The sequence below is a fragment of the Bacillus sp. DE0042 genome (assembly GCF_007680225.1).
In the GTDB taxonomy this organism is placed as follows: domain Bacteria; phylum Bacillota; class Bacilli; order Bacillales; family Bacillaceae_G; genus Bacillus_A; species Bacillus_A wiedmannii.
Map to the genome: position 1 here is coordinate 40807 of NZ_VEJP01000004.1, position 14936 is coordinate 55742.

Below are 14936 nucleotides of genomic sequence, written 5' to 3' on the forward strand. Positions count from 1 at the left end.
TTTATTTATCCTTCTTTGCGGGAACAGCTGTTATTACATCCCCGTTGTCATTAAGTATAACATAACCATCTGCTCTACTATATTTCCAAGTTCCTGGTTTATCACCTGGAGAACGAGAACCAGTTTTGATAATATCTTCAACCACATTTGGTGTCATACCACGAGGATCAATTTTAGAAAATAGTTCGTTATATTCTTTAGATCCTGGTTTATATCCCTTTTTAGCAGCCATTTCCCGAGCTCTTGAATTAAGCTCTGCTCTTATTTCAAGGGTATCTGGAGCCATTCTTTCTAAAGCATGCTCAGTATATTTACGACCATTGATGACCCCTCCACCTCTTGGCATGCTCCATCCAATGCCTGAAGTTCCTTTTGTTGCATTTTCAATAGCTTTACCTTTCTTCTCAAGATCACCAATCTTTCCAACAACTTTACCAACAACTCGTGTTGTACCACCAGATACGGCTGCCAGTGTACCCCACGCATAATCTTCTGGACCGTATTTTTGACCTGTTACTAAGTCTTCCCCTTTTATGAGTTGTCCAATTTCTTTTCCTGTACCAATTATAGGCGTAATATCCAATATGAATGATAAATCTCCATCATTCTTACGATCATATACTCTAGATGGATCCCCACCTAAATCACGTAGTACATTACTTAAGTCGATATTTCCAACATTGATGGCAGCAGCAGGAATATCAATCTTATGACTTGCTATTTTATTAGCCGAGTCCATAAAGATATTTGCAAGATCTATTCCCATATTGAAATCTGTGTAGAATCCTGGGACTTTGGCATCCAATGCTTGTAAATCTTGCGCAATGATTGGAGCGTTTTTTCGTGTTACTTGTACAAGTTCCTCCAATTGAGGTTTCGCTTCATCTACAGAATGTTTTAAACGAATCGAACTATTTACAACTGGTCCTAAGTCTTTAATGACACCCGAAAGCCCTTCAGCTAACTGACGATGATTTTCCTCAATTTGACGAAGTCCTTTATTAATCTCATTTTGTGTTTCAATAGCTTTACCTGCAACCACATCTAGCGCTTGATAATAGCCAGCATAGACTTTCATAAGGGATTCATAATACTGCAAAATAGATACATATACATCAGCACTAAATTCCATCCACTCTTTTCCGTACGCTAGAGCATCTTTTCCTGTATTTCCAAGTAGTTTAAATAGCTCTTTTCTTTGAGTGACCGTTAAATTTTTAATGTCACCTTTCATTGCATTCACTAATTCTTGCAATTTATCATGTGATTCTTTCATCAATTGCATTTTATACTGTGCATCTTGCTTTGCATTGTTTATGTTAATAGAAATACTTTCCCAGGTCTCTGCATCATCTAACCAACGCTGTTCTTCTTTTTCTAAAATCTTAATCGTGTTATTTATGACTGTTTCGTCACTTTTTAAATAATCTAATACACCCTCAAATATTTTTATTTTCCCATCAAGAAGAGTAAGTGGACTTTTGGCTTCCTGGTCAAAAATAATGGCATCATGGATACGCACATATCCTTTTTCTCCTTGATAATTCACTTCATACCAAGAGCCAACTTTCCCTGTTACTTCTATCACTTCACTATTATTTACACGTTTTGCACGCAATACTTTTCTTAAATCTGGCTCTGGATATACTTTTTTAACAAGGGATTCTAATGTAACCCACCCTTTAATCATTTCTCCGTCTTGATTAAAGGAGAATTTCTTGTCTTTATATGTAAAATCTCCTGTTTGTAATGCACCTGAAGGCTGTAGTAAGTACCAACTAAACTCTTGCTTCATCCAACCATTTTTTGACTCATGAGAAGCATCAAAATAATATGGTTTCCCATCAACATTTGTAAAACCTGATTGTACATTACCTAATGGACTAAAGTAATAGATTTTCCCATCAATATGTTGGATTCCGGTCTGCACTACGCCATCGGTTCCCAGATAATAATCTGATCCATTTGTATGTACCCATCCTGTTTGCATAAACCCATCGGTACCAAAATAATAACGTTTCCCATCAATCGCTTGGAAACCAGTTATTCTTTGCCCATCTTTTTTATAATACGTCCATTTTCCTTCTTCTTGTACCCACCCTTGTTTATTATCTAAATAAAGTGCTTCTTTTAATTGATCAATCCATTTTAATCCATTCGCAAGAAGAGCTAAATCACTATCTAGTTGTTTATCAAATTTCTTTTGAATATTGGGCGGAAAGTATTTTTCAGGATCTTTATGATACTCAGTTATAATAAAATGAGACAAATTCGTTGCTTCCTTTGTTACATCCCATGAACGAACTGGTGATTCACCAATCACAACAGATTCAAATATCCGAACATAACCGACTTCTCCTTGATATTTGACCTGATACCATAAGCCCTGCTTTGAAATGACCTCTAAGACATCCCCATCCTTTACAGGTTTAGATTTAAATAGAAATTTTGTTTCTGGCTTTGGATAGATTCTTTTAACAGCAGAACGAAGGGTAACCCATCCTTTTTCCATATCTCCGTACTTATTTATTTCAAATGGTTTTCCTTGATAGGTAAATGTTCCTGTCACATACTTCCCATCTTTTAAATAGCTCCATGAGGTTGCAGAAAAACTCCATCCGGTCTTTAGTTTACCAGGTTCACTATAATATAAAGTGTCTTTCCCTGCCTGCTTTTTCCCTTCAACTAGCCTTCCATCTTTAAAAAAGGAGTACTCTATTCCATCTAAAGTAATGTTATCTCTTTGCTTACTTCCATCTTTTTGATAATAAAACCAATTCTCATTTTCTTTGACCCAGCCTACTTTATTTAAAACTTCGGCTGCTTCTGTAAATGTTGGTGCATAGGTAGAAAATAATAAAAATAATGATACTATAAGTCCTATGACTTTCTTCATACTCGCATCTCCTTAACAATTTATTAAAAAACTTTTTAATTATATATTAGATTTTATTACTATAAAAATAATAACTATGGATATGCATAATTGCATATCCATACATAAAAGGATCATGTCCATAACCTGATAGCACATTATCAAAGTCATTGATATACTATAATTAACAATTGTTGTTCGTTTTATTGGAGGAGTTGATTGATTTGAGTAATATATATAATAGTAAGGAGAAAGTACATAAAAGAGCATTAGAAGCGATTGGAAAAACGCTTGGAGAAATTGATGTAAAGAACACTAAGAATTTGAAAAATAAATCCTATCCAGGCAATGTAATAGAGCAAATCTGGTTTGACCATCCTGCAGACAATTATGCCGAACCAGATTTTCCAGAAGCTGGTGTAGAATTAAAAGTTACCCCCATAGATAAACAAATAAAAAATGTTAAAGGGAAGAAAGTCAAAAAATTGATTGCTGGGGAAAGACTTGTTTTAAATAAAATTAATTACCAAAATGAATATGGTAAATCATTTGAACAAAGCTCATTTTGGCATAAGAATAAGCTAATTGAATTAATTCAATATTATAGGTGTGATGTCTCGCATAAGAAGAAAATTTCTAGCGGAGAATTAATTGAAGATAAGACAAAATTTAAAGTATTATATGCGAATCTACTTTCAATGTCAGAGTTAAAAGATTTTGGCTTGCCTAAAGATACTATAATAGAAATATCTGAGAAAGATTTAGAAATCATCAAGCAAGACTGGAAAAAAATATCCGAATATATCAACTCTGGTAAAGCTGAACAATTATCAGAAGGGCTTACAAATTATCTAGGAGCATGTACAAAGTCAACAACTGGTGATGATTTTACAAAACAAAAGTTTACAGATGTTCCTGCAAAACCTAGAGCCTATTCATTTAAATCAAAATTTATTAATAAACTCATAAATAATCATATTATTGGACAAGACCATACCGAAGCAATTAATAGTATTGTGAAAGATGTTAGTGAGTTAAAAAAGAAAACTCTTGAGGAAATTATTATCTCTCGTTTCACTCCCTATTACGGTATGAAACAAAGTGAATTGATTCAAAACCTTGGTATCGAAGTAGGTAAAAATCATTCACAAAAAAATATTAATAACATATTAATTCGTGGAATTCTTAATTTGCCAGCCACTACAGATGAAGTTACATCAGAAGAAATTGAAAAAGCAGAAATTAGTTTAAAAACGGTTACTTTAAGAATGGGACAACCAAAGGAACATTTTAAATTTATGGGGATTCCTTCATTTCTTGAACTAGTTAACGAATCTTGGGAGGAATCAAGAGTTTATGATTTCTTAGAGAGAAAAAAATTTCTACTACTTATCTTTAATGATTTTAATAAACAGAAAAAAGATAGTAATTCGTACGAAACAAACCCTGAAAAAATCACTTTTTTAGGAGCTAAATTTTGGAATATGCCCATTCCTGATATAGATGGAGCTGTAAAAAGAGTTTGGAAAACAGAGGTAGAAAAACTAAAAAACGGTGTTGAATTAACTTTTACCAAAAATAAAAATAATGAAATCAGAATATATAATAATTTCATTAAACCATCTCTTGAAGATATTTTACATCTTCGACCCGATGCCAAAGTTGCTCAATACAGATTAAAATACTATAGAGACGTTGTAGTTAAAGGGACTCCTAAAAAGATATTAATGAATAATTCTAGGAAATTACCTCACCCAGCAACATGGATAAATCGACCCGAGAGTGAAAAAGAGAAATTTACAGATGAATATATGACAAAACAAGCTTGGTGGCTAAGTAAAGACTATATTTATGAACAAATTAAAGATTTGTTGTAGAATAATGCTTTAATCTAATTAAAAAGCTTACCAATATTTATATTTAGATCATAGATGTTAAACTCAATAAAATCAAAGGCAGGAACATATTTGATATGTACAAAATGTTCCTGCCTTTTAATTATGTGGCGAAACTTCACATTCATCCACGTAAAAATTTTTTAACACACTTAAAACAAAAATGTACATTCTCTCGTTTTGGGTCATTTGCTTTTAATAACTTGATTTGGATGGGTACCGCCAGTATTTTGATTGCTTTCATCTCGTTTAATTCTAGAGTCTACAAATGTTTTTTCTTGTTGATTCCTTAAGAATTTTATGTGTTCTCTAAGCTCTGAGTGATTATAATGCATAGGTTGAGCCGAACTAACAAAGGTAATTAGGAGTAAATTTATTTATAATAGAATTATCAGTACGAACATTCGAATAAGCTTCTACTTTGTGTATATATCTCATGAAAAACAAAAAAACACCCAATTGGATGGCCTCTAAACTTACTAGTTTTAATATTTTTCTGCTACTAAAATATAATCAAAGTTATTATCTTCATTCCCCCTTACCGATGAACTTACTTCAATATAATAGTCTTCCCATTCTTCTGCTTCAAAGACGATTTTTTCCATATCATTAGAAAGGTTCAACGATTTTTTTATTATTTTACCTTTCGAATTTCGTACAAATAGATCAAAATCATTATCATCATGCATTCCCTGCAAAGTAACTTCAACTTTCATGGTATCACTTGGGGAAAATCTAAAGATATCTATACCGTCTTTATCGTCTAAATTTAAATTGCCATAAACCACACAATCATACCCCAAATCTAGTCTATTGGCTGTTTCAAGAGTATTATTTGGCTCCGTATCTCTAAATTCTTTCTGTTTTCTAACAGCGTCCACAAAATTTGTACTACTAAATACAAGTGTTACGGTTCCTAATAATATAATCCCTAATTGTTTTAAATTCATTTTCCTCATCCCCTCTTTATTTTTTGTGTTTATCACAAAAATATATACCTATATTTTACTATTTTGTAAATAATTTTACTATTGAGAAAAATCTGTTTATCCTTCTTTATTTATTTTACAATCATTTTATAGACGTTTTCTAAGAGTCGAAGTTTTCGAGTCGGTATGTTTAAATTTGTTTCCCCAGCTTTTAGAGGTCAAAAAAACAGGTGGATTCAGCGGATTAATTTGTAATAAAAAATAGTAATAGACAATCATGATGGCCTATTTCGTCTTTTTTAGATGTATTAAATGGCTTGTATTTGGCTCTTAATCCTTCGATTTCCTTACCCTTCTCCTTAATATCCTCTCGAAAGGATAATCTAACCTTGTATAATTTTTTCACGGTTATTATTTTCCACTGTTTAATTAGGAAATTCATATGTTGACCATTTAAGCCTAGGATTTTTCTTTCCACATTTCGCACGACGGTTCCTTTTTGCTCTACGGTAACAATTTCATACATACACATCTTCCTTTCCATTTGAATGATAAATTATTAAATCAAGATTTATTATTATGCAAAATTACATTCCAATTGTAGTTGATAATCATTCTTATTGTAACTATAATGATTACATGTTAGGTGATATACGAAAGTTATTTACGAATTAAACCTAACTGCACATTTAACTACAACCGGAATGGAGATGTTATAAGGTATGAAAAAAATCATTTTAGCTGGTGCATTAGGAATTGCAGCTCTTGCAGGCACAAATCTACCAGGATTAGAAGTAACAAAAGCAAGTGCAGCTTCTATCGAGTCAAATTTATCAACAATTGAAGGGCGTGTAGTTGAGGTTACTGATAATGTTATCTCTGTTGAATCAACAAAGTATTCAGAGCCTATTAGTATTTATTTAAACTCTACACCAAATGTAAGAGTTGGTGATCAAATAAAAGCTACTGGTGCAATGATGCGTAATTTTACGGACTATATGGCTGCAGAGTCAATTGAAAAGGTTCAAGGTACTGATACATTACACCAGGGAAGTTATTTAAAACATGTTTTTGCATACGAATATGAAATAGGACATGTTACAAAAGTAGATAAGTTTAAATCTGGAATAGAAGAATATAATTATGTAATTGTTCAATATACTGGAAATGACGGAAGTAAACGTAATGTTACGGTTTATTTGACACAAGGGCAGAAATTTAATGTAGGTGAAAAAGTTAAAGTGCATATGGCGAACGCTGAAAGAAGTAATGAGTGGTCGATAACAGATGAGATTGAAAAAGTTAATGATTCTCAAGCATTAACTGATGATCGATGGATTTGGTCTTAATATAAAATTGTATTTTTTCTCTAATTAAAAATAATTATTTGTCTTAGTTAATTTCTTCTGTTTGTAATATGAAGAATTGAAATATTAGCCAACCAACTAAATGTATAAACCTTTTAATTAAAAAGAACTTGTAGATAAAACTACAAGTTCTTTTTAATTTTGCAAACGATAAGGGGAAATAAGCAAACATTCAAAACTTCATATTTATAGACCAATCTGTTCAAAATCGATTGTATATTCTATAGCGATATTGGTTCTTTAATGGTTGGTAAAAACTCGATACTCATAGCATAATTTAATAACAAATTGATATACTCTTGATTTGGCTCTAAACAATGTATATTCTTCAAATATCCTTGCGTGTATAAACAAGATGGTATAGCTACTGATAGCTCTTCTACAGATTCTAATAAAGGCATTATGAGCTCTAAAGCTTTCTGTTCATCAGTGGTTAGATTCGTATTAAAAAACTTCTCTATATACTTTTCTTGTTCCATTAACATAATATCGTATCCAAAAGCTTGTAAACTATTAATAAATTGGTCCCATTTAAGCTGAGTAGGATTACAAATATGCATGGTTTTATTTATTGTATTGACCTTATAGGATAATTCAGTAATAGCTAAACTTCCATAGTCTACAGGCGTTAAATCTACATACGTATTGATGTCAGGTGCTATGCTAGATAGGCATATCCCTTTTATTAATCTATAAAATGCATTTTCATTAATATTGTATTGAAATTTACCCGTTTTAGAGTTACCCACTAAATTCCCCACACGGTATATCGTAGCACGAACCCCTTTTCCCATTGCTTCTCTGACCATTTTCTCGCCTTGAAACTTACTTTCTAAGTACACATTATCTAAATTTTGCCCTCTATCAAAATTAGACTCAAAGAATTCAAATTCTTTTGGATCGCTTTCAGCCTGCCCTACTACACTTAAAGTAGATATATAATGAAAACGTGCATTTGTATTCTGAGCTAATTCCAATAAATATTTTGTAGACTGAACATTTACCTTTTGAAAATGATCGCGTTCTCCATAGTGTCTAACCTCTCCACCACAATGTATGATTGACTCTACCTTATTATTTAAATGGTCCAATTGCTTTGAATCTAGACCTAGATTTATCAAAGATAAATCTCCTTCAATTAATTCTACTCTCTCCTCCAACTTTTGGAGAATTTCTTTACCGAAATAAAACATCACTCTTTCTTTTAACTTTGAACCAATTACTTGATCCTCATTATTTCTTACTAGACAGTAAATAGTCGTAGATGGCAACTGTAATAAGCGTTCTAAAATGTGTGCTCCTAAATATCCTGTAGCCCCTGTAAGGAAAACTGCTTTTGGATAATTCACCCTATCTATCTCACATTCTTCTATTTTATTTCTTTTACAAGCAGGAGGCGTTATCGTTTCATTTTCCATACATGCTACATTCATATTTTTCTCTTTCTTGAACGACATTTCTTCCATTTCTTCAATATGAGAGGCTAATTTTTCTATTGTTCTATACTTAAAGAAATCTTGGATTTTCAAGTTAGGGTATAACGGTTTTAATTTGACTAATGCCGGCATAATTTTTAAAGAATGTCCACCCAAATTAAAGAAATCATCTTTTAAACCTATAGATTTAATGTTTAGAACTTCGGACCATACTTTTGCAATGTTTTTTTGCACTTTAGTTTGAGGCTTAAGTATACACGCATCGTTTTGCTCATTATCAAACTCTATTTCTGGCAGTTTTTCGAAATCAATTTTCCCATTTGCCGTTATTGGTATTTCTAACACATGAGAGTAATATTTAGGGATCATATATTCTGGCAATACATTTGATAAATATAAAGCTAACTTATTTTTCTCTATTTCTAAACCGTCCACTGTTTTATAATAAGCTTGCAATAGCATTCCATCTTTCGTTTGTGTTACCACAGCCTGATTTATCCCCTCAAATTGTAATATTGCATCTTCTATCTCCCCTAGTTCAATTCTGTGCCCTCTAATTTTAACCTGCTTATCTTTTCTTCCCATAAATTCTATATTTCCATTTGATAACCACTTTGCTAAATCACCTGTTCGGTATAACCTTTTACTGTTATCTTCTGAAAATGGATTTGCAATAAATGCCTGTTTTGTTTTTTCTTCCTGCTTCCAATACCCTTGGGCCAATCCTAAACTCTCAATATATAATTCGCCCATGCCCCCTACCGGACAATGTTGCATATATGAGTTCAATATGTGAACCTTTGTGTTAGAAATTGGAATGCCAATCGGTATACTACCTAAAATGTTATTTTCGCATTCTAAGTCTGGTATGAAATAATACATCGCTGAAACAGTTGCTTCCGTAGGACCATACTCATTTACCAGTTGTACTTGGTTTTTAAAAGTATTTTTCCAACTCCTAATAGCATTTGTTGATGCGGCTTCCCCTCCCATTATCATAAATCTTAACGAACGTATCTTTTCACTATCCAGTTTATTTAATGAAGTCGATAGTTCATTAAAAAATACTGTTGGTAAATCAGAAATAGTTGCTTGTATTTCTTGGACAGCTTGGGCATATGCTGCAGTTGAATAGCGCTGTTCATCACTTAATACATATAGTTCCGCCCCATTTAACAAAGTAGAAAAAATTTCCGATACAGAAGAATCAAAACTATGGGAATAAAATTGTGTTACTTTATCATTTGGTGAAATATGAAATACTTCATTTCTCCATTCAACTAAATTTAATACTCCTTTATGAGTTAATAATGTACCTTTTGGTTTGCCTGTTGATCCTGAAGTATAAATTACATAGGCCAAGTCATCTGGTTTATTTAAAATTTTCACATCACCATTTTTTGTCGTACGATATATACCCTCTATTATTGAAACGTTATAACTACTTGGATTCAAATGATTTTTGTATTTGTAATTCGTTATAATTCTACATGCCTCGCTGTCACTTACTATATAATTTATTCTATCCTCAGGGTATTTTACATCGATTGGTATATAGGCAGCACCGGCTTTTAATATTCCAATCATAGAAACGATACTATTCATACTTCTATCTAAAAATATGGCCACCTTGTCACCTTTTTTTATACCTTTATCAAGCAAATGTTGAGCTACTTGATTAGAACTCCTATTTAATTGCCTATATGTTAAAGACTCTGTTTCAGTCGATATAGCAATCCCATTTGATTGTCTTTCTACTTGCTTATAGAATTGCTCCTGTATATTTTGAAAATAAGGATACGGTCTTTCTGTATGATTTACCTTTCTATATAGAGATTCCTCTTCCAGTGATAGGAATGAAAGATTCTCATATGCCACTGTTCTTTGATGAATAAATGCGTCCAGTATATTAAGTAAATTTTGAGTAAACCTATTAATTGACTCTTCCTTGAAAAGATTAATATTATACTCAAATGAAATCTCTACATAATCCGATCCTTCTTCAACAGCTAAAGAAATGTCAAACTTACTAACATCTTGTTTATTAGGTAACAATTGAAGCTTGTGCGCATCATGTTGTTGCAAAATATCTTTCTGGTAACTAAACATAGTAGAAAAGATCGGGTTATTTCCAAAGCTTCTATCAGGATTTATTTGCTCAATTACTTTATCAAATGGGTATGATTGGTTTTGGAAAGAATTCAAACATTTTTCTCTCACTACTTGTAATAGCTGTTTTAAATTTTTTACATCACTTAATTGTGTTCTAATAGCTAAAGTATTTACAAAAAATCCTTGTATTTGTTCAAATTCTTGATAATTCCTTCCAACAACCGGTGTACCTACAATAATGTCTTTTTGATCCGTTAGATAATGTAACAATTGAATATATGCAGCCAAAAATAGCATATACATCGAAACATTCTCTTGTTCACATACTTGTTTCAAAGACTCTTTCATTTTATTATCTAACTTCATTTCAAATACTGTACCTCTATTTGTACTTTGATGATTCTTACTAAAATCTAAAGGAAGATTTAGTATAGGAAGAGGTGCTGCAAGTTCGGCCATCCAATAAGATTTTTTTGTATCCCACCGACCTAGATTTAACTGCTCTTGTTCCCACTCAACATAATCTACATATCGATTAGAGATAGTTGGCAACGCAGGATTTCTTCGTTTAGCAAAGGCACTATATACCTTCATTAATTCATCTAATAAATTCCTTACACTCCACTCATCAGTAATAATGTGATGTAAATTGATATATAAATAGGATTTTTTCTTATCAAGATTAAAAATTCTAATCCGGAAAAGCGGTCCATTTTCCAAATCAAATGGTGTATGATCCGTTTGATTTATTGTTCTACGTATATATTCTTGTTGTTCCTTTTTAGCCATGTGTTCAATCTCATGGTGTATCAAGTCAATCGCTATTGATTTTAATATGACTTGTCTAGGCTCCCCATTTTTTTCAATAAACACTGTGCGGAGCATCTCGTGTCGTTCAACTAAAAACCTTATGGCGTCCTGTAAAATATCTTTTTTCAAACTCGGCTCAATATATATGTGTAGTGGTGTATCGTATACTCTATTAATAGCGTTTGATTTATTTAAAAACCAGATTCTTTTTTGAGCACTTGATAACTGATAACTTTCCTTATCTGCAACTTTTAATATTTGCATCTTCTGTTCTTCCCTATCATGATTTGCTTCCATTAATTTATCGATGTAAGCAGATAGACTAGCAATTGTTGTATGCTCAAAAATATCTCTAATTTCTATTTTCAAATGAAACTCTTTTTGAATTTGATTTAATACTTGCACAGCAATTAATGAATGTCCCCCAAGTTTAAAAAAGTCGTCATCTCTACTGATTCTATATTTCCCTAAATTTAAAATCTCTGACCATGTTTTTGCCAACCTTTTTTCTGTGCCACTTATTGGTGGTATATATTGATTTTGCATATTTTCGAGTAAAGATGGGATTTGTAATTCTAATTTTTTTCTATCAACCTTACCACTTGGTGATAATGGAAATGTTTTAAGATGAAATATATAATTTGGCATCATAAAATCTGGTAATCTTTCACTTAAGAATGTTTTTAAGTTCTCTTGTTTTATCTCTGTATTGTCTTTTGATACATAAAAGCTAGCAATTTTGTCATTTTGATAAGTTACTACTACTGCATCTTTTACCTCTGGGTGTTTAAATAACGCTCTTTCTATTTCATCAAGCTCAATTCGATACCCACGTAGTTTTACTTGATTATCTTTCCTTCCGATAAATTCTAAGTTTCCATTTGGTAAAAGACGTACTAAGTCCCCAGTATGATATATTTTTTTATTGCGATTATATGATTTTTCGAAAGAAATAAATGCCTCTTCTGTTTTTTTCTTTTGATTTATATATCCTTTAGCAACCCCATCACCACCAATGAATAATTCACCTACTACTCCTGACGGACATAACGTGTTGAACGGACTGACCACGAAAACTTTACTATTAGCAATTGGTTTACCTATTGGGATATTAGAAGTTTCTTCTTTTATCTCATGATTTACTTCATAAATGGTTGTACATACAGTAGCTTCAGTAGGACCATATGCGTTAAGAATTGGAATCTTTAACCCTACTTTACTTTGCCATTTACGAACTGATTCAGCAGGTATGGTTTCCCCTCCTACAAATACACATTTTAAGGGATTTAATTTAAGCACCATTTCTTTTGGCATATCAGCTATTAATTTAAAAAATGCAGTTGGTAAAAGAACAAATGTAATACCATTCTTGTTAATTACATTTATAAATTCTTCTGCAGAACGTTTTTCCATTTCAGAAATTAAATGCATTCTTCCTCCGCATAACAAAATCGGAAACATTTCCATAATGGAGGCATCAAAAATCATTGTTGCAAATTGTAAAAATACATCATTTTTGTCTAAATTAAATTGATTCATTAATGAATATGATAAATTAATTACTCCTCTATGTGGTACAACGACTCCTTTTGGTAAACCGGTTGAACCTGACGTGTAGATAATATACGCATCATCTTCTATGTTATGTGTAGACGCAATATTTTCTATAGAATTAGTGTAATGAAAATCCTCTAGAAAAATTGTATGAATCGCAAAACTTTCAATTAATCCCCTGAATTCTTTCTTTGTAATAATCATTTGACTTTCACTATCTTTTAATATAAATTCTATTCTTTTTTCAGGAAACTTTGGATCGATTGGTACATAAACTCCACCTGATTTTAGTATACCTAGAATGCATACAATTGTATTGATCTCTCTCTCCATTGTAATACTTACACGCTGTCCCTTTTTTATACCATTTTCACGTAAATAATTCGCAATTTGATTTGACCTTTGCTGCAAGTCATAATAGGTAATCGATTTATCCCCCATTGAAATCGCTATTTGATTTGGCGATTTTAATGCTTGTAGATCAATTAATTGATCTAATGTTTTTGAATTAGGATATACAAGAGTATTTGAGTTTATATCTTTGTATAAACGATGATCCTTTTTTAAAAGTAAATCCAATGAATGGATAGGTTCGTTCACATTCTTCATTAGTTTTTGTAACAAATATATATATCTTTCAACTAAATCATTCATACTATCTGGTTTATATAATGCTGAATTATAGTCAATCTCAATTTTATTCTCTGTTTCCCCTTCATATCTCATTATTCTCCAGGTCATGTTAAAAGGATTTACTCTTTTACAATCTGTTAAAACTGTGGACTCAATATCAGGAATTTTCAATTGAGGTATCCTTACCGTATTAAATGCTGTTGAATAAATCATATTATGATGTGTATTATTATTTAGATTTAAATCTCTTACTATATGTGAATATGGATTATGTTTATACTTAATAGCCAAATGAACAGATTTATTCACCTTGTTAAGTATTCCCTTAAATGTATCACCTTTTTCTATTGTTATACGTATAGGTAATGTATTAACAAAATAACCAAAAGCATTCCCTTCTTCCGTTTGTGGTCTAGTATTAATTGGAATACCTACAATAATTTCTTCAGCATTTGTCATTTGATGAAGCAAGACACAATAAGTACTTAACATAACCCGATAGACACTTATGTTATTTCTTTTAGCAAAACATTGTATTTGATAAAATAGATCGGCATCAATATTCTTGCTTATATTTTTGTTCGTATATATCGGTTCATTCATTTTATTAATAGTAGCAGGAAACTCTGTAGGAGGTAATTCACCTTGTAAATAATCTTTCCAATAAGATGATCCTTCTCTATATATTGCACTGTCTATAAAACCTTCCTCAAATTCTACAAGGCTCTTATAAGGAGATTCTAATACTAAACCCGTATTTTCTTGAAGTAATTCACAATACGTATGAGACAATTGTTGGATAAAAATTCCTAAACTACATCCATCATAAATAATGTGATGAAAAATCATATGTAAAATAAATTCATCTTCACACAATTTAATGATGTGGAATTTAAACAAAGGCCCTTCTTCTAAATTAAATTTCTCATTTACTATAGAGTCTAAGAATTTTTTTAAAATAAATTTTTGTTCTGTGTTTTTAAAAGCAGTTAAATCCTTAATTGGTATATCAAAATCTATACTCTTTTGAATGAATTGTTTAATTTTTTCGTCCCTCTTAATAAATAGTGTACGTAGCGCCGGGTGAGATTGCACCATTAAAGTAAGCGCTTTCTTAAGGTTTTCTATTTGAAGATTTCCTTTTAGCTTTATTATGGTAGCTTCATTGTTCATTCCATTTTCTAATTCCATTTGATGAACTATCCATAATGCTTCTTGCCCTACTGTTGCATCCAATTCTTCTACAATTTCATATTGCTTTTGTATTTCCTTCATATGAATTTCTCCTTTTATAAATATTTCAAAACGGATAATATTTACAATTA

General features: G+C 31.5%; 6 protein-coding genes. 2 read left to right on the top strand and 4 right to left on the bottom strand.

Features of this window, described 5'->3' with window-relative positions; all coding sequences use genetic code 11:
• Nucleotide 1: 1 nt before the first annotated feature.
• Nucleotides 2–2896: a pre-toxin TG domain-containing protein gene (locus FS802_RS16625; RefSeq protein WP_016135843.1), complete on the bottom strand. Its 2895-nt coding sequence runs from the start codon at nucleotides 2894–2896 to the stop codon at nucleotides 2–4.
• Between the two features lie 203 nt (nucleotides 2897–3099).
• Here FS802_RS16625 and FS802_RS16630 point away from each other — a divergent pair, with 203 nt between their 5' ends.
• A complete protein-coding gene (locus FS802_RS16630) occupies nucleotides 3100–4752 on the top strand; it encodes a Sau3AI family type II restriction endonuclease (protein ID WP_144525191.1) in 1653 nt (550 codons plus the stop codon).
• A 503-nt stretch (nucleotides 4753–5255) separates the two neighbouring features.
• On the opposite strand, the gene FS802_RS16640 is transcribed toward FS802_RS16630, so the two are convergent.
• Together FS802_RS16640 and FS802_RS16645 are read right to left on the bottom strand one after the other, a co-directional pair.
• Nucleotides 5256–5720 (bottom strand): hypothetical protein, encoded by a 465-nt coding sequence (locus tag FS802_RS16640; RefSeq protein WP_098720480.1) that lies wholly within the window; start codon nucleotides 5718–5720, stop codon nucleotides 5256–5258.
• A gap of 223 nt (nucleotides 5721–5943) precedes the next feature.
• Entirely contained in the window at nucleotides 5944–6225 is a 282-nt protein-coding gene (locus FS802_RS16645) for a hypothetical protein (RefSeq protein ID WP_144525193.1), read from the bottom strand.
• A gap of 196 nt (nucleotides 6226–6421) precedes the next feature.
• On the opposite strand from FS802_RS16645, the gene FS802_RS16650 reads away from it, so the two are divergent.
• A complete protein-coding gene (locus FS802_RS16650) occupies nucleotides 6422–7048 on the top strand; it encodes an ATP F0F1 synthase subunit alpha (RefSeq protein WP_098823250.1) in 627 nt (208 codons plus the stop codon).
• Between the two features lie 239 nt (nucleotides 7049–7287).
• On the opposite strand, the gene FS802_RS16655 is transcribed toward FS802_RS16650, so the two are convergent.
• Nucleotides 7288–14886 (bottom strand): non-ribosomal peptide synthetase, encoded by a 7599-nt coding sequence (locus tag FS802_RS16655; protein WP_144525195.1) that lies wholly within the window; start codon nucleotides 14884–14886, stop codon nucleotides 7288–7290.
• Nucleotides 14887–14936: the final 50 nt, after the last annotated feature.

What these genes read in the sequence shown, in the direction of transcription:
- FS802_RS16625 (WP_016135843.1), bottom strand. Translation starts at nt 2,896, where the DNA reads ATGAAGAAAGTCATAGGACTTATAGTATCATTATTTTTATTATTTTCT.
- FS802_RS16640 (WP_098720480.1), bottom strand. Translation starts at nt 5,720, where the DNA reads ATGAATTTAAAACAATTAGGGATTATATTATTAGGAACCGTAACACTT.
- FS802_RS16645 (WP_144525193.1), bottom strand. Translation starts at nt 6,225, where the DNA reads ATGTATGAAATTGTTACCGTAGAGCAAAAAGGAACCGTCGTGCGAAAT.
- FS802_RS16650 (WP_098823250.1), top strand. Translation starts at nt 6,422, where the DNA reads ATGAAAAAAATCATTTTAGCTGGTGCATTAGGAATTGCAGCTCTTGCA.
- FS802_RS16655 (WP_144525195.1), bottom strand. Translation starts at nt 14,886, where the DNA reads ATGAAGGAAATACAAAAGCAATATGAAATTGTAGAAGAATTGGATGCA.